Origin of the sequence: Aestuariibaculum marinum (assembly GCF_014596975.1) — a bacterium.
Lineage (GTDB): Bacteria > Bacteroidota > Bacteroidia > Flavobacteriales > Flavobacteriaceae > Aestuariibaculum > Aestuariibaculum marinum.
Window position 1 is genome coordinate 131,073 of sequence record NZ_JACVXD010000002.1, and the last position, 17,308, is coordinate 148,380.

The following is a 17,308-nucleotide window of genomic DNA, read 5'->3' on the forward strand; positions in this document are numbered from 1 at the left end:
GTAAGGGTTTTAAAAACGAAAATATAAACTTTTAAGACGAACAACGTAAACCAGGGTATTTTCGTTATTTTTAGTTGTTTTTTCAAAACGATTTTTCAATATTTAGCAAAGTAAACCCTCGAGAATTATAGCCTGTGAAATACCCGAAAACAAAAACTGTTGATGTTGTAGATACTTATTTTGATGTTGAAGTAAAAGATCCGTATCGTTGGTTAGAAGACGATAGAAGTTCTGAAACAGAAGCCTGGGTAAAAGCACAAAATAAAACAACTTTTGATTACCTTGAGAAAATTCCTTTCCGAAATATCTTAAAAAATAGATTATCGCATTTATGGAATTACGAAAAAATTGGTGCGCCTTATACCGAGGGGGATTACACGTATTTCTCAAAAAATAATGGTTTACAAAACCAAAGTGTCGTTTACAGAAAAAAGGGAGATGAACAACCTGAAATCTTCCTCGATCCGAATACGTTTTCAAAAGACGGTACCATTTCTTTAGACGAATTAAGTTTTTCAAAAAGTGGTAAACTTGTAGCCTATTCTATTTCTGAAGGTGGTAGTGACTGGCGCAAAGTCAAGGTTCTAGATGCTGAAACTAAAGGTCTTTTAGAAGCTCCATTGGTAAATATAAAATTCAGCGCCATTTCCTGGTACAAAGACGAAGGCTTTTATTATTCAAGTTACGATAAGCCTGAGGGCAGTGAGCTTTCAGCAAAAACGGATCAACATAAAGTATACTATCACAAATTAGGAACTTCTCAAAAGGAAGATATCCTTATTTACGGTGGAACAAAAGAGCAAAAGCATCGCTATATCAATGCGCATGTCACTCGAGACAACCAATATTTAATTATTATTCCAAGAATATCAACATCTGGAAACAAACTTTTAATTAAAGATTTAAATGTTCCTGACGGCGATTTCATTACCATTTTAGATGAAGATTACAGTGATACTTTTGTGATACATAATGAAGGTTCAACACTATTTTTAGTCACTAATTTAGATGCACCAAACCGACGTATCGTAAAAGTAGATGCTTCAAACCCAACTCCGGAATATTGGGAAGATTTTATTCCTGAAACAGAGCACGTACTCACCCCGACAAAAGGTAGCGGTTATTTGTTTACACATTATATGATTGACGCCATTTCTCAGGTTAAACAGTACGATTGGTCAGGAAAACACATTAGAGATATCGAACTACCAGGGTTAGGCACTGCCAGTGGGTTTTCAGGTAAAAAAGAAGCCTCTAAATTATATTTTAGTTTTACGAATTATAAAACACCTACTAGTATTTTTGAATTGAATCCCGAAACAGGAAATACCAAAACCTATTGGCAGCCTGCTATAGATTTTAATCCGGAAAACTACGAGAGTAAACAGGTTTTTTATACCTCAAAAGATGGTACAAAAGTCCCCATGCTCATTACCTATAAAAAGAATATTCAACTTACCGGAAAAAACCCGACTATTCTTTATGGTTATGGCGGATTCAACATTAGTTTAACTCCTGCTTTTAGCATCACAAACACTATTTGGCTGGAACAAGGTGGCATTTTAGCTGTGCCCAATATACGTGGTGGTGGAGAATACGGTCGTGCATGGCACGATGCGGGCACTCAACTACAAAAACAAAATGTATTTGATGATTTTATCGCTGCCGCTGAATATCTTATCGACAATCAATATACAACCTCTGAATATCTGGCACTACGAGGAGGATCTAATGGAGGGCTCTTAGTTGGTGCAGTTATAACTCAGCGTCCTGATTTGGCCAAAGTAGCTTTACCTGCCGTTGGTGTTTTAGACATGTTGCGTTATCATACCTTTACCGCAGGTGCGGGATGGGCCTACGATTACGGAACTGCCGAAGACAACAAAGTCATGTTCCAATACTTAAAAAACTATTCGCCATTACACAATGTAAAACAGGATGTTGAATATCCTGCAACTTTAATTACTACAGGCGACCACGACGATCGTGTGGTGCCTGCCCACAGTTTTAAATTTGCGGCTGAATTACAATGTAAACAGTCAGGAATAAACCCAACACTTATTCGTATTGAAACCAATGCTGGCCATGGTGCCGGAACCCCTATAAGCAAAACTATAGACGAATATGCCGATATTTTTGGTTTTACGCTTTACAATATGGGTTTTAAAATTCTTCCCAATTCGATTGAAGAAAATTTAGAAGATGTAAGCACATTATAAACCCCAAACCCTTTCTTTTCAAACATTTTTTAACCTACTTTTACAATATGTTACAGATAAAAAACCTGTCGTTTCGCTATAAGAAACAGGCTATTTTAGATAATATTTCTTTTTCCGCCAAACCAGGAGAACACATCTCAATTATTGGTGAAAGTGGCTCTGGAAAAAGCACACTTTTAAAATTACTTTACGGCTATTACGATTTACCTGAAGGTGAAATTTTCTGGAAGGACAATCAAATTCTGGGTCCGGATTATAATTTGGTTGTTGGCTATGATTTTATGAAATACGTGGCGCAGGAATTCGACTTAATGCCTTACATTTCTGTTTCTGAAAATATAGGCGCTTTCTTATCTAATTTTTATCCTGAAGAAAAACAGGACCGCATTAATGAACTTCTTAAAGTAGTAGAATTAGAACCCTATGCAAATGTAAAAGTGAAAGAATTAAGTGGCGGACAAAAACAACGTGTAGCCATTGCCAGAGCTATAGCAAAGGAGCCCGAAATTTTATTGTTAGATGAGCCCTTTAGTCATATAGATAACTTTAAAAAACAATCGCTAAGACGTAGCCTTTTTAAATATTTAAAAGATCATCAAATTACTTGTATTGTTGCGACCCATGATAAAGATGATGTGCTATCTTTTTCAGATGAGATTATTGTGTTACACGATGCGAAAATTATGGCTCAAGACACACCACAAAGCCTATTCAATAATCCGAAAAACAAATTAATAGCTGCTTTTTTTGGAGAGTATAATGAAATTGAAAATCATGGTATTGTATACGCACACCAATTACAAGTCAGTGAAAAAGGGACTTTAAAAGCAACTGTAAAACAAGCTTATTACAGAGGAACTTCGTATTTGATAGAAGCCGATTTAAATGGAAATTCCATACTGTTTGAACACAAACATGCTTTGAGTAATGATGAAGAGATCCTTTTATCTGTCTTAAAATAAGTCTACAGAATATTGAGGATGGTAAACCCATTTCCTCTAAAGTTAATATCATCATGTACAGCTTTTCCCAATAGTAATTGACCTATTGGTGTACTTGGTGATATGGCATAAAACACATCTTCATCAACTTTTAGCTCACCTAAGCTAACAGCTATAAAATAATTAGCTTGAGAAGTAAAAACAACACTTCCTAAGCTCACTTTAGTGGCTGAAGCTTTAATATCAATCTTAGAAAGCACCTGCTTAATTTTATTGATTTCTGCTAATTGCTGTCCGGCTTTTTCACGTTCTAATTGAAGCATGGCTCTTCCCGTTTCATGTTTATCGCCTGCCGTACTTTTTGTTTCCGATGTTAACGATTCCTGAATTTGAGCAATTTGTTGTTTTACCACGTCTAAACGTTTAGACACTAAAATCTCACACTGGTTGTAAAGCGCCTGTTTTATTTCTATACTATTTTTTGTCATAGGAAAACGGACCATAAAAATGCATTTGTTTAACAATCCAAGCTTTTCTCCCCTGAATATAAGCCGATGCTGGATTAGCCTTATATCGTTGTGGACTTGGTAATACTGCTGCAATTGCAGCAGCCTCATATTGCGTTAATTTAGCTGCTGGCTTTTTAAACCAATATTGAGCAGCAGCCTCTGCTCCATAAACCCCTTTCCCCATTTCAATACTGTTTAAATACACTTCCATAATACGCTCTTTACTCCATATAAGCTCTATCAATCCCGTAAAATAGGTTTCTAACCCTTTACGTAACCAACTGCGTTCTGGCCATAAAAACACATTCTTTGCGGTTTGCTGAGTAATCGTACTACCACCTCTAACGCGTTTGCCTTTTTTGTTGTATTCTATAGCCTTTTCAATAGCTTTTATATCAAAACCATTATGGTTTAAAAAGTTTTGGTCTTCACTACAAATGACCGCCAATTGCATGTTTTTGGAAATCTCGTTTATAGATACCCAATCGTGTTTCCAAAAGGTTCTTTGTTCACTATCCTGTTCAAAATAGCGTATAACCATTAATGGCGTAACCGGTACCGGAACCCATTTAAATAAAACAACAAAACCCATCGTGATGGCAACAAACCACACAACTATTTTAAATAAAAACCGAAACAGTTTTTTCATGTAATATTAAATCTAATTTTGAAATTAACAGCTAGACAAATCGGCAAGTTCTTTACCTACCAAGCTCCCCATATCGATTCCCATTCCTCCCAAACGAACACCAAAAAACACGTGATTAGACAATTGTTTTACAATGGCTTTTTTTTGGCCACCAACACCCATAATTCCACTCCAACGATGTTCAATTTCAAAAGGCTTATTAGGCAAAATAACCGTTTTTAATAGTTCTTCCAGCCTATTCTGAATTTGCTCTGTCTCACCAAATTCGGTTGTTTCTTCACCTTTAAAATCTAAATTTCGTCCGCCACCAAACAAAATTCGGTTGTCTATATTTCTACAATAATAATAGCCTTTATCTAGATGAAATGTGCCTTTAATATGTAAATCTTTTATGGGTTTGGTAATAAGCACTTGCGCTCTTGCTGGTTTAACCTCTTCACCAATTAGCTGTGAGGCAAAACCATTGGTAGCAATTAACAGTTTTGAAGTTGAAAACTCAAATAAATTGGTTTTTATTTTTACTGAATTCCCACTTTCGGTAAAACTTTCAACACGACAACTATTTATAATTTTAATGCCTTTAGACTGCACTTTATTAAGCAAACTTACCATCAAAAGACCTGTATCTATTTGTCCTTCAAAAGGATTGAATACATAATCTTCTTTAATATTATCAAATTTAAAAACATTTGATTTTTTACTGTAAACCGGAGCATTAAAAACCGGTTTTAACAGCTGGTTAATTGAATTCATTTGAGTCAAGCACGATTCATACAAATCATCATGTTTCAAGAACAACTCGTAACCACCGTAATTTTTATAACCTATGGATGTTTCTCCTAAAGTTTGTTTTAAAAGATTTAAACCATCTACACGCATTTTTACAAGCTGCAAGACTTCCTCTTCTGAATGTGTCTTTAAATCTTCTATAACCTCACTTAAACTACCAAAACACGCAAACCCAGCATTCTTTGTACTAGCTCCCTGAGGCAAGAATCCTTGCTCTAAAATTAAAATGTTTGATTTAGGAAATCGCTCTTTTAATTGCAAAGCACAACTTAAACCTACAATACCACTTCCCACAATAGTAAAGTCGGTATTACAAAGCCAAGATTTTATTTCCCAATAGGAGAGGTTCACTATTTTTTGATGGTTTGATTTTAGTAAAAATAGTGATTTCGTGTTTAGGATCACGCCATTGTTGGAGCTCTTTTATTATGATTCCCATTGACAGGGGAATAACAATTTTAACGGAAACCTCGACACAAACGTCGAGCAATTATCTTTAACTAAAAAGCGACTTGAGAAATACTAATATTCATGAGTTCATTAATTTAAAATATAAACTCTCGAATAGAGCAAACATCGCCTTCTTTAATAAGGAAAAGTAACAGCATAAAAAAACTCCGAAATTACTTCCGGAGTCTTTTACTGTTTTATTCTTCTTCAACGGGCTTTTCCATAACGAAATCTTCCATGAACTTGGTGGTATAATTACCCGCAACATAATCGGGATTATCCATAAGCTGACGATGGAAAGGAATCGTGGTTTTAATACCTTCGATTACGAATTCATCTAAAGCACGTTTCATTTTACTAATGGCTTCTTCTCTGGTTTGCGCTGTTGTAATTAACTTGGCAATCATAGAATCGTAGTTTGGTGGAATAGTATACCCCGCGTAAACGTGAGTATCTAAACGCACACCGTGTCCTCCCGGAGCATGTAATACCGTAATTTTTCCTGGAGACGGACGGAATCCGTTATAAGGATCCTCGGCGTTAATACGACATTCGATAGAGTGTAAGTTTGGTAAATAATTTTTACCAGAAATTGGCACTCCTGCCGCTACTAATATTTGCTCACGAATCAAGTCGAAATCAATCACTTGCTCTGTAATTGGGTGTTCCACCTGAATACGTGTGTTCATTTCCATGAAGTAGAAGTTACGGTGCTTATCAACTAAGAACTCAATCGTTCCAGCACCTTCGTACTTAATGTATTCTGCCGCTCTAACCGCTGCAGCTCCCATTTCCTCTCTTAACTCATCGGTCATGAACGGAGATGGTGTTTCTTCGGTTAACTTTTGGTGGCGACGTTGTACTGAACAGTCTCTTTCTGAAAGGTGACAAGCTTTTCCTGTTGCATCTCCAACAATTTGGATTTCGATATGTCTTGGCTCTTCAATAAGTTTTTCCATGTACATATCGTCATTTCCGAAAGCTGCTTTACTTTCCTGACGCGCTGAATCCCATGCTGCTTTTAAGTCTTCTTTCTTCCAAACTGCACGCATACCTTTACCTCCACCACCGGCAGAAGCTTTAAGCATTACAGGGAATCCTGTCTCTTTCGCTACTTTTTCGCACTCTTCATAAGAGTTAATAACGCCATCACTACCAGGTACACATGGTACTCCAGCGGCTTTCATAGTTGCTTTCGCATTGGCTTTGTCTCCCATTTTATCAATCATCTCGGGAGATGCACCGATAAACTTGATACCGTGTTCTTCACAGATTTTAGAAAACTTAGCGTTTTCTGACAAGAACCCGTATCCTGGGTGAATAGCATCTGCATTTGTAATTTCAGCAGCCGCTATAATATTAGACATTTTTAAGTACGATTCGCTACTTAAAGCAGGTCCAATACAAACCGCTTCATCAGCAAACTTTACGTGTAAACTTTCTGCGTCGGCTGTAGAATATACTGCAACCGTTTTGATGCCCATTTCTTTACAGGTTCTAATAACACGAAGTGCTATTTCCCCTCTGTTGGCAATCAGTATTTTTTTAAACATATCTTTATGAGTTTAAGAGTTTAGGGTTTATAAGTTCGACTGAACTTTAAACTTTAAACTTCAAATTAAGATGGATCTACTAAAAATAACGGTTGATCGAATTCTACCGGAGAAGAATCGTCAACTAAAATCTTAACAATCTTACCTGATACTTCAGATTCAATTTCGTTAAAAAGCTTCATCGCTTCAATGATACAAAGTACATCACCTTCAGCTATAGTTTGACCTACCTCTACAAATAATGGCTTATCTGGAGATGGTTTTCTATAAAATGTACCAATGATTGGCGACTTAATTGTGATATATTTTGATTCCTCTGCTGCTGGAGCTGCTGGTGTAGCTGCTGCTGGAGCCGCTGGTGCTGCTTCTGCTGCCGGAGCTGGCGCTGCTACTTGTGGAATTTGTGCTGCTGGCATAGGGGCATACTGTACTGTAGTTGCCTCGTCTGATCCTGTTTTAATGGTGATTTTAATGTCATCCATTTCTAATTTAACCTCACTTGCACCTGATTTTGCTACAAATTTGATTAAGTTTTGAATCTCTTTAATGTCCATAATTGTATTAATTAATTATTGGGTTATGAATTATAGGCCCATTTTAAATAAATAGAACCCCAATTGAATCCGCCTCCAAAAGCGGCAAAAATTAAATTATCTCCTTTTTTAAGTTTAGACTCGAAATCACTTAGTAATAAAGGTAATGTAGCCGATGTTGTATTTCCGTATCTATGGATATTTACCAATACTTTTTCTTCGGCTAAATCAATACGTTGCGCCGTAGCATCAATAATACGTTTATTAGCTTGATGTGCTACTAACCAATCAACGCTATCTTTATCTAAATTATTACGTTCTAATATTTTTACAGTGGCATCTGCCATGTTAGATACTGCATTTTTAAATACAGTCCTTCCTTCTTGAAATGCATACTGACCACCTTTGGCCATAGCCTCTTCGGTGATTGGGAATGACGAACCACCATACGTAGCTTGTAAAAACTCTCTACCTGTACCGTCACTTCTTAAATATTCATCTTGGAATCCTAATCCTTCTTCATTAGGTTCGAATAGCACTGCTCCTGCACCATCTCCAAAAATGATACATGTAGCTCTGTCTTCGTAATTAATAATTGATGACATTTTATCGGCACCAATTAACAATACGTTTTTATATCGACCTGACTCAATATAACTAGCTGCTACCGACATACCATATAAGAAACTAGAACAAGCCGCATCCATATCGAAAGAGAATGCATTAATAGCTCCAATTTCAGACGCAGTGTAAGCAGCTGTAGAAGCAGCTTTCATATCTGGTGTTGCAGTTGCAACAATAACAAGTTCTATAGTTTTTGGATCGATGCCTTTCTTATTGATAAGGTCTTGCGCAGCTTTAATAGCTAAGTAGGACGTCCCTTTTCCTTCTTCTTTAAGAATGCGACGCTCCTTTATTCCTGTTCGTGAAGTTATCCATTCATCATTTGTATCAACCATCGTTTCAAGAATTTGATTGGTTAATACATATTCTGGCACATAAGCGCCAACAGCCGTTATAGCCGCTGAGATTTTACTCATAACTTTATAGTTAAATTGACCGAAAAATCACTAAAATTGATCAAAAACACGTCAAAATTTGTGAAAATTACTAAAAACTAGCTTAATAACTCGCAAATTACGTGTTTTTACGCTTTAGAAAAAGCATATCATAAAAAAAACGCTCACATGTGAGCGTTTTTTTATATGCACGCATAACTATTATGCTATGTTTTCTACTGCTTCAGAATTGTCAATTAATACTTGACCTCTGTAATAAAGTTTTCCTTCATGCCAGTGAGCTCTGTGATATAAGTGAGCCTCTCCTGTAGTAGGACATGTAGCAATCTGTGGCGCAGTTGCTTTGTAATGGGTTCTTCTTTTATCTCTTCTTGTTTTCGAGATTTTTCTCTTAGGATGTGCCATTTTCTATCGTTATTTATCCGTTAATAGTTTCTTTAATGTATTCCAACGAGGGTCTATATCGTCCTCGGTTTTGTTCTCTTTCTTTCCTTTCGGGCTTAATTCTTCTAACTTTTTAAGTATATCTGAATCTAATGTTCCGTCTTCAATTCCAGGATGCACGCGCTTAATTGGCACCGCTAACACAATGGTCTCGTATATATTCTGCTGAACGTTAATTTCGTAAGTACCATGCGGTACAATTAAAATATTAACGTCTTCATCATTATACTCGTCACCAAATTTAACTACTAAATCGAACTCATTTTCGATGCTTTGATCGTAAGGTTCGTTAGTTAAATCGCAATTAACATTAACAAATCCTGAAATTTTAAAGTGCAACTCTAGTAAAGTTGTTTTCTTCTCTAACTGAAGATCGACCTTTACTTTCACATCATTAAATTCCTGATACTCAAAATAATCAAAGAACGCTTGCTCAATTTCATACTCAAAATGGTGCTTTGCTAATTTTAGCCCTACAAATGGAATTGTATACTCTTTTAATGGCTTCATTATCAAATCTATTTTGAGCCTGCAAATATATAAATTTTTATTTAAGCAGCATTACTTATAAACATTTTTTTGTTTATATCTTTTTTGAGGATTTTTTTAATGGGTTAGCTGTAAGTTCCTCATATTCATTTCTATTTCTAAAAATATGTATTGCTGTAAACACGGCTTCCTTGAAAGAACTCTCGTCTGCAACACCTTTTCCTGCTATTTCATAAGCCGTACCATGGTCTGGAGATGTTCTTACCTTGTTTAATCCAGCTGTAAAATTAACGCCCTGACCAAAAGATAAGGTTTTAAACGGAATCAATCCCTGATCGTGATATGATGCCACAACCGCATCAAAACTTTTATAATTATTTGACCCAAAGAAACTGTCGGCAGCATATGGTCCATAAACCAGCTTACCTTCTTCTTTAAGTTTTTTTAATGTAGGTCTTAAAACGGTATCGTCTTCGTTTCCAATCACACCATTATCTCCAGTATGCGGATTAATTCCTAACACTGCAATACGAGGCCTTACTATATTAAAATCGACTTTTAATGAATTATAAACAGTATTAATTTTATTAATAATTAAATCTTCAGTAATATGATTCACTACATCTTTAACTGGAACATGATCTGTTAACAAGCCTACTCGTAAATCATCGGTTACCATAAACATTAAACTTTCACCTTCCAGTTGCTGAGCTAAATAATCGGTGTGGCCCGGAAATTTAAAATCCTTAGACTGTATGTTATGTTTATTAATTGGTGCGGTTACCAAAACATCGATATCCCCATGTTTTAAAGCTTTGGTTGCTGATTGAAGGGACTTAATAGCGTAAGCTCCTATTTTAAGGTCTTCATTACCGAATTCAATATTTACAGGCTCACTCCAGCTATTAAATACATTTACCTTTCCGTGAACTATTTGATTAAGATTGTTGGTAATATTGAAATTGATTTCAGATTTAAAATGCGACTTGAAAAAATTCATCGCTTTAGCCGAAGCAAAAATTACAGGCGTGCAGAAATCTAATACTCGGGAATCTTCAAATGTTTTTAAAACAATTTCGCCTCCAATACCATTTAAATCCCCTATTGAGATTCCTACTACTATATTTTCTGATTTCTTCATTAAAAATGATAACTTTTGTTTGTAATTTTGACGTTACAAATTTAGTTAAATAAACAAACCATAGATATGTTTACAGGAATTATTGAAGATATTGGAGTGATTACCGACTTAAAAAAAGAATTTGACAATCTTCATATTACCGTAAAAAGTAATATTACTTCTGAATTAAAAATAGATCAAAGTGTAGCTCATAATGGTGTTTGTTTAACTGTTGTTAATATTAATGACAAGGAATACACTGTAACTGCAATAAAGGAAACTCTAGACAAAACCAACCTTAGCACTTTAAACATAGGTGACAACGTAAACCTTGAACGTGCAATGAAACTAGGGGACAGATTAGACGGGCATATTGTTCAAGGCCATGTAGACCAAACAGCGACTTGTGAAAATATAGAAGAATCTAATGGTAGTTGGATATTTACATTTAGCTATGACTCATCTCTAAATAACATCACCATTGAAAAAGGTTCTATTACAGTAAATGGCACCAGTTTAACAGTAGTAAACTCGAAAAGAAATTCGTTTAGCGTAGCCATTATTCCTTACACATACGAGCACACCAATTTTAACACCTTTAAAATAGGCACTACAGTAAATCTAGAATTTGATGTTTTAGGAAAGTATGTTTCTAGATTAGTTAGTTTAAATAACATAATCTAGTTTTTTTGAGATAGGATTTTCTTTACACCAAAAAACAATCCTAAAATAAAAACCACTGCAGCACCTCCATTAATTGAAGCCCCAGGAGGAGGCGTTCCCATTGCAGAAACAGCTCTCGCACTTGGTTCTGGTGGCAATTTCTCTTCTGCGACACAAACAAAACTTATTAGTAATACAAATAAGATTGAGGCTAGTATGTTCTTGTTTTGTATTTTCATTGCTTACAAATTTAAATGTTTTGTTGATTTAACAAAATTAAACTCGACTAGAAACACAAAAAACTTTATTATTCAGGTAGTTACAATACAAAAAGCCTTTCAATCTCTTGAAAGGCTTTAAGATTTAAAATCGTGGTCCCACCTTAAGACCTGTATTTGCATTAAGGGTGAGTACTTTAGTGCCTGTCTTCTCGAAAATGATGAAACCATTCTTTTGCAGATTTAAGCTTTCTCCTAGAGATTTCAATTGAAGTGCCGTCCTGAAAAAAAAATGTTTGATTTTCCATTTTTTCTATGAAATGTTGGTTGATCAACATTGATCGGTGACATCTAAAGAACCCAAAATCACCTAAAATATCCTCAAAATAGCCTAAATTTTTCGATGACAATTCTTGGTTTCCGCTGTGTAAAATCAATTTGCTGTAGTTTCTATCGCCCTGAATGTATTTAATAGACTTTAATTTTAAACGTAAGGTTCCCGAATGGGTAGGCAATAATAGCGTTTGGTCTTTAATGTGTTTTACCTTTTGGTTCGATAAGGCATTTTTTACCTTTTCTTGATTTAAGATTCCATTTTTTTGATTGGAAAACCTATTGATGGCATTTTTTAGTTCTTCGGTATCAAAAGGTTTTAAAAGATAGTCCAATGCATTAAACCGTATGGCTTTTATGGCATAATGGCTATGTGACGTAATGAAAATGGTTCTAAAGTCAATATTGGTAACAGTGTTAAGCATTTCAAACCCTGTCATGTCTGGCATTTCTACATCAAGGAATAGCAATTCGGGTTTTAGAGAATGTATCATTTCAATGCCTTCTACGCCATTGGTAGCTATACCTACCACATTTAAATGTTTATGGTTTTCAGCTAAATGATCTTTCAGTAGCTCCAAAATGAAGGGGTTATCATCTATTAGTAAGGTTTTAATACTCATTTTAAACAGGAATTATCCCAATAGGGGTATGCATAAACCATAAAATAGTTACCATTTGATAATAATTAAGGCCGCTCGATAATTCAAAAGCATCATTAAAAAGAGCTGGTTTCTAAATTTATACAACCTTAAAAATGAGAAATTTTTCCATTAAGTAAAAAAATAACTAATAATACTTCCAAATTATGAAAACTTTAATGACATCAATTGTGTTATGTTTTACTTTGTTGGTGAGTGCGCAACAGCAAAAGACAGTAGACTTTGGAGTTGAGGATAGTATATTCTCTAAAGTGTTGAACGAGCACAGAAAAGTCTGGTTATATAATCCAGAAAAGAAATCAGGTATCTATCAATCTAATAAGGTGTACCCTATTTTGTACCTGTTGGATGGTCCTACACATTTCCATTCCGTTGTAGGTATGATAAAGCAATTAAGCACTGCAAATGGTAATACGGTTTTGCCTGAAATGATTATTGTGGGAATACACAATACAAATAGATTTAGAGATTTATCACCAACACAAATGATTGAAAAATCAGGGTATACCCCAGATGATATGAGAAAAAATACAGGTGGAGGTGATTTGTTTTTGGACTTTATTGAAAAGGAACTGAAGCCTTATATAGAATCAAAGTATCCTACGGCTCCCTATAGTATGTTGGTAGGGCATTCTCTTGGAGGAATGATGGCCATTTACACCATGTTCCAAAGACCTCAAATGTTTCAAAGTTATATTGCCATTGACCCATCGATATGGTGGAACAATCAAGAAATCTTAAAAGAAATCCAAAACCGTCCAAACTTAAATGATTTAAAAGGAACATCTCTTTACCTCGGTTACGCCAATACTTTGGTAGAAGGTTACGATATTTCAACAGTAAGTAAAGACACAACAGAGGAGACGCTTCATATACGATCTATTTTGTCCCTTGACAGCTATTTAAAGGATAATTTAATAGAAGAGTTTAGATACAAAAGTCAATTTTACGAAAATGATACACATGGATCCGTACCGTTGATAACGGAATATGATGGGTTACGGTTTTTGTTTGAATTCCATAGAATTGAAATTAATGAAAAGGATTTTGAAAATATGGATGTTGATATGGTGGCGCAAATTGCAGGGCATTATCAAAATGTTTCAAGATACATGGGTTATGAAGTTAAGCCAGATGAAAGCTTGATAAATAGATTGGGATATGGTATGTTGAATGGTAAATTATATGAAAGGGCGAGGCAGTTCTTCTCATTTAATGCAAAGATCCATTCGGATAGTTTTAATGTGTTTGATTCCCTTGGTGATTACTACTTGGCAACAAACAATAAGGAAAAGGCTGCTGAAAGCTACCAAAAGGCTCTAGAACTAAAGGAATACCCACTTACCAGGGAAAAATTGGAGCAGCTTAAACAGCAGTAGCTCAGTCATGTTAACCTTTTAATTGTTAAAATTAGTAACTTACTAAGATGAAACATTTGATTACATTATTCTTTTTTGCTTTTCTCTTTGCCAATTCAGTACAAGGACAAGTAGCTCCTATAGATTCTCTTTTTCAGGTTTTTAAGGACACTTCCAAAACTCCAGAAATGAGATTGAAGGCTTATGACGAGCTTTATAGCTACCTCGTGGATCCTGAAAAAAATAAAGGAATGGCACCTAAGGATTTATTCGATATTGTGGATAAATTGAATTTTGGAAGCGATACAGCTCTTGATTTAAGTAATAAATCAAGCAAAACTTTTAATAGAGGAAAAGTATATCTGCTAAAAGGATCTTATAGTTTTATCAATAATAATCAGTCTATGGATTGTGATTATTTGATGAAAGCCTTGGAGGTAGGCATGGAGGAGCAGGATTATGTGGTTATAGGAGGTGCTTTAGAAAGCTTATTGACTTTTAATTGCAAAAACCTTTCGAAAGAACGAGCCATCCAACTCATGTTGGATTTAAATTCAAAAGATCTGACGGCAGAGGAGCAATTGAATTTATATAGTTCCATGAGTCGATTTATAGTAAATGATTCTATTAAATCCATTTTGTTCAAGAATCTTCCCGCAACGTTAAAATCGAAAACTGTAAGAAACTATAAATTGCAGGGGTTCTTTTCAGAGGTATTAAGAAATTTAGATTCCAAAATAGCAAGACCTCTTTTTAATCGGATTGAGACGGCATTGGATGTGCCAGAGGCTCGTGATAAATTGACTCCGATGTACTTGAGTTTAGGGGAATTTTATGTGTTGAATGAAAAATATCCGGAAGCTTTGAAGGCATTTCAAAAAGCATTGAAACTTTCTGAGGAATTACATTTTGAAATTGATAATTTGGAGAATGTTTGGGTGTCTATGGGGGAAATTCATTCAAATATTGAAAATTTTGAAGAAGCACAAAAGTACACTCTAAAAGGCTTGGAAATAGCTAAGCAAAAAGAGGAAAGTAGGAACTTAGCCAGAATCTACTTATCGATGGCTTCCGTTAAAACAGAAATGAAAGAGCCAGAAATGGCATTTAAATACATAGACTCTGCAGTAGTGTTGATGGCTCCAAGAGCCAGTGAAGATAAGACTTGTGAGCAATGTATGAATTATGCATTATTGGTGAAATCTAAAGTGTTTAATGGACTTGCTCGCTACCGGGAAGCTTTGAGTCAGTTGTTGGATTTAGAGCCCTTTTACAAAGATAATTTAGCTAGTAGAGTACAACCATTATTGTATCAGGAAATAGGGAAGGCCTATGTAGGACTTGGTGAGTTTAAACAAGCTATTTCTTCAATTGAAAAAGGAATGGCATATCCTCATGTAACCTTGCTTGATGATAAACGGAATTACGAAATATTAGCTAAATCTTATAAGGAGCTTGGTAATTATCAAAAGTCGCTTGAGGCTTATGAAAAGTTTGTTGCCGCAAATGATTCCATTACAAAATTTAGAAATAGCCAGGAAACAATACGTTTGGAGCTTGAAAATGCTTTTCGACAGGAGCGGTTTAGGGATAGCTTGGTTGTAGAAAAGACAGTCTTGGAAAAAGAGTTGAAATTTGAGAAGCAATTGAGAAAGGAGCAAACCTTTAGAAATTTAGTTATTGGGGCTGCAATTTTAGCGTTATTGGTAGCTTTGGGCCTGTATAACCGTTTGAATTTTATCAAAAAGACCCAACGTGTCTTAAAGGAAAAAAATCGTGTTATAGAAGCTGAAAAGGAAAAGGCAAAATCCTCAGAGCGTGCAAAACATCAATTTTTGGCCAATATGAGTCATGAAATAAGGACACCAATGAATGCCATCAAGGGAATGACGGATATTTTATTAAGACGAAACCCCAAAAAGGAACAATTGGATTATTTAAATGCCATTAAAGAATCGTTGAATTCCCTTTTGGTAATTATTGATGATGTATTGGATTTGTCCAAAATTGAATCCGGTAAAATCGAGTTGGAGAAAATTCCCTTTTCAATTTCAGAAGAAGTATATAAAGTAGTCCAAATAATGAAATATAAAGCGGAAGAGAAAGGAGTGTCCCTAAATGTCGATTTTGATCAACATATTCCAATGGTAAAGGGGGATTCCGTTAGGTTACGACAGGTGCTTTTAAATCTTGTTGGGAATGCTATTAAGTTTACATCTGCTGGGCAAGTTGTTGTAAAATTAGATCGTAAAATAGAGGAAAGTGGAGGAAATCTTGAAGTTCATTTTTCTGTTTTAGATACTGGTATTGGAATCGAAGAAGATAAACTTGTGAATGTTTTTAAATCGTTTGAACAGGCCCAAACAGATACCAATAGAAAGTTTGGTGGCACCGGATTAGGTTTAAGTATATCTAAGAAGATAGTTAAACTGCATGGAGGAAAAATTTGGGCGGAGAGTAAAAAAGGTAAGGGGAGTACATTTCATTTTGTGATTCCATATGAGCCATTTATTATTCCTTCAAATTTAAATGGCAAGACACATACAGATGAATTTGATCTTTTGAAAGATCAATTGAAGGGGCTTAAAGTATTGTTGGTTGAAGATAATGCCTTTAATGCCGTTGTGGCAAAAGAAGAATTAGAGGACAATATCCAAGGTGTTGAAGTAAGGATTGCCGAAAATGGAGAAGTGGCTTTGGATAAATTGCAAAATGAATTGTTTGATGTTGTTTTAATGGATATTCAAATGCCTGTTATGAATGGCTTTGAGTGTACAAAAGCCATACGTCAACTGAAGGATTCTGTAGGCCATATTCCCATTATTGCTATGACAGCAAATGTCTTGAAGGAAGAAGTGGTAAGATGTTTTGAAGCGGGAATGAATGATTTTGTTCCCAAGCCTTTTGATGTGGCAGATTTGCTTCAGAAAATATATAAAGTAACTGGGAAAGAACATAAAGTATTAAAATCATGAATCAATACAAAAACAAAATATTTATTGTAGATGACGAGCCTTTGTTTTCTACGATGCTTAGCGACTATTTGATGCAGCATAATCCTTCGTTGAAGGTGAAGAGTTTTATGTCTGGAGAGGCTTGTTTAGAGGCTCTATATGAAAATCCAGCTCTTATTATTTTGGATCATTACTTAAGCTCCAATACTTCAGTGCATCTAAATGGATTGGATATGTTGAGTGAAATAAAGAAGACGAAAAGTAATCCTGTAGTTCTAATGCTTTCTGGCCAGGAAAGCTACTACACGGCTGCTAAAGCTATTGGTTTAGGAGCGTTGCACTATGTGATAAAAGATGAAGAAGCGTTTGAAAAGGTAAATAGTATTATTAAGGCGAATATTTAAA

General features: G+C 35.2%; 17 protein-coding genes. 6 read left to right on the forward strand and 11 right to left on the reverse strand.

The window, feature by feature from the left end; genetic code table 11:
* Positions 1–134: 134 nt before the first annotated feature.
* The gene (locus tag ICJ85_RS04450) at positions 135–2,219 is read left to right on the forward strand and encodes a prolyl oligopeptidase family serine peptidase (RefSeq protein WP_188222581.1); all 2,085 of its coding nucleotides are present in this window, start codon (positions 135–137) and stop codon (positions 2,217–2,219) included.
* Between the two features lie 47 nt (positions 2,220–2,266).
* On the forward strand, positions 2,267–3,181 hold the full coding sequence (locus tag ICJ85_RS04455) for an ABC transporter ATP-binding protein (protein WP_188222582.1): 915 nt from the start codon (positions 2,267–2,269) through the stop codon (positions 3,179–3,181).
* Between the two features lie 2 nt (positions 3,182–3,183).
* Here the strand turns inward: ICJ85_RS04455 and ICJ85_RS04460 are convergent, their stop codons facing one another.
* The 9 genes from ICJ85_RS04460 to pdxA form a co-directional block, all read right to left on the reverse strand.
* Entirely contained in the window at positions 3,184–3,648 is a 465-nt protein-coding gene (locus tag ICJ85_RS04460; RefSeq protein ID WP_194420809.1) for a GreA/GreB family elongation factor, read from the reverse strand.
* Positions 3,635–4,318 (reverse strand): monofunctional biosynthetic peptidoglycan transglycosylase, encoded by a 684-nt coding sequence (gene mtgA, locus ICJ85_RS04465; RefSeq protein ID WP_188222583.1) that lies wholly within the window; start codon positions 4,316–4,318, stop codon positions 3,635–3,637. Before mtgA ends, ICJ85_RS04460 begins: the two co-directional genes overlap by 14 nt.
* A gap of 24 nt (positions 4,319–4,342) precedes the next feature.
* Positions 4,343–5,458 carry an NAD(P)/FAD-dependent oxidoreductase gene (locus tag ICJ85_RS04470; RefSeq protein ID WP_188222584.1) on the reverse strand — a complete coding sequence of 372 codons (1,116 nt, stop codon included), beginning with the start codon at positions 5,456–5,458 and terminating at the stop codon, positions 4,343–4,345.
* 296 nt (positions 5,459–5,754) lie between these two features.
* Positions 5,755–7,110 carry an acetyl-CoA carboxylase biotin carboxylase subunit gene (gene accC, locus ICJ85_RS04475; RefSeq protein WP_188222585.1) on the reverse strand — a complete coding sequence of 452 codons (1,356 nt, stop codon included), beginning with the start codon at positions 7,108–7,110 and terminating at the stop codon, positions 5,755–5,757.
* 65 nt (positions 7,111–7,175) lie between these two features.
* Positions 7,176–7,664, reverse strand: coding sequence for an acetyl-CoA carboxylase biotin carboxyl carrier protein (accB, locus tag ICJ85_RS04480; protein ID WP_188222586.1), 489 nt, complete (start codon positions 7,662–7,664; stop codon positions 7,176–7,178).
* Between the two features lie 23 nt (positions 7,665–7,687).
* Positions 7,688–8,683 carry a beta-ketoacyl-ACP synthase III gene (locus tag ICJ85_RS04485; RefSeq protein WP_188222587.1) on the reverse strand — a complete coding sequence of 332 codons (996 nt, stop codon included), beginning with the start codon at positions 8,681–8,683 and terminating at the stop codon, positions 7,688–7,690.
* A 180-nt stretch (positions 8,684–8,863) separates the two neighbouring features.
* Positions 8,864–9,067 carry a 50S ribosomal protein L32 gene (rpmF, locus tag ICJ85_RS04490; protein ID WP_027138009.1) on the reverse strand — a complete coding sequence of 68 codons (204 nt, stop codon included), beginning with the start codon at positions 9,065–9,067 and terminating at the stop codon, positions 8,864–8,866.
* A 9-nt stretch (positions 9,068–9,076) separates the two neighbouring features.
* The gene (locus tag ICJ85_RS04495) at positions 9,077–9,616 is read right to left on the reverse strand and encodes a YceD family protein (protein ID WP_188222588.1); all 540 of its coding nucleotides are present in this window, start codon (positions 9,614–9,616) and stop codon (positions 9,077–9,079) included.
* 73 nt (positions 9,617–9,689) lie between these two features.
* Positions 9,690–10,736 carry a 4-hydroxythreonine-4-phosphate dehydrogenase PdxA gene (gene pdxA / locus ICJ85_RS04500; protein ID WP_188222589.1) on the reverse strand — a complete coding sequence of 349 codons (1,047 nt, stop codon included), beginning with the start codon at positions 10,734–10,736 and terminating at the stop codon, positions 9,690–9,692.
* A 66-nt stretch (positions 10,737–10,802) separates the two neighbouring features.
* Here pdxA and ICJ85_RS04505 point away from each other — a divergent pair, with 66 nt between their 5' ends.
* Positions 10,803–11,399, forward strand: coding sequence for a riboflavin synthase (locus ICJ85_RS04505; protein ID WP_188222590.1), 597 nt, complete (start codon positions 10,803–10,805; stop codon positions 11,397–11,399).
* Here the strand turns inward: ICJ85_RS04505 and ICJ85_RS04510 are convergent.
* Positions 11,396–11,617, reverse strand: coding sequence for a hypothetical protein (locus tag ICJ85_RS04510; RefSeq protein ID WP_188222591.1), 222 nt, complete (start codon positions 11,615–11,617; stop codon positions 11,396–11,398). The two genes, ICJ85_RS04505 and ICJ85_RS04510, sit on opposite strands and share 4 nt — an antisense overlap.
* 176 nt (positions 11,618–11,793) lie before the next feature.
* A complete protein-coding gene (locus ICJ85_RS04515; RefSeq protein WP_188222592.1) occupies positions 11,794–12,552 on the reverse strand; it encodes a LytR/AlgR family response regulator transcription factor in 759 nt (252 codons plus the stop codon).
* Between the two features lie 185 nt (positions 12,553–12,737).
* Between ICJ85_RS04515 and ICJ85_RS04520 the strand changes: the two genes are divergently transcribed.
* From ICJ85_RS04520 to ICJ85_RS04530, 3 genes are read left to right on the forward strand one after another with little or no spacing between them, the layout of a single operon-like run.
* Positions 12,738–13,970: an alpha/beta hydrolase-fold protein gene (locus ICJ85_RS04520; RefSeq protein ID WP_188222593.1), complete on the forward strand. Its 1,233-nt coding sequence runs from the start codon at positions 12,738–12,740 to the stop codon at positions 13,968–13,970.
* 47 nt (positions 13,971–14,017) lie between these two features.
* Entirely contained in the window at positions 14,018–16,924 is a 2,907-nt protein-coding gene (locus tag ICJ85_RS04525; RefSeq protein WP_188222594.1) for a tetratricopeptide repeat-containing hybrid sensor histidine kinase/response regulator, read from the forward strand.
* Positions 16,921–17,307: a response regulator gene (locus tag ICJ85_RS04530; protein WP_188222595.1), complete on the forward strand. Its 387-nt coding sequence runs from the start codon at positions 16,921–16,923 to the stop codon at positions 17,305–17,307. The genes ICJ85_RS04525 and ICJ85_RS04530 overlap by 4 nt, the downstream gene beginning before the upstream one ends.
* The last annotated feature ends 1 nt before the right edge of the window (position 17,308 follow it).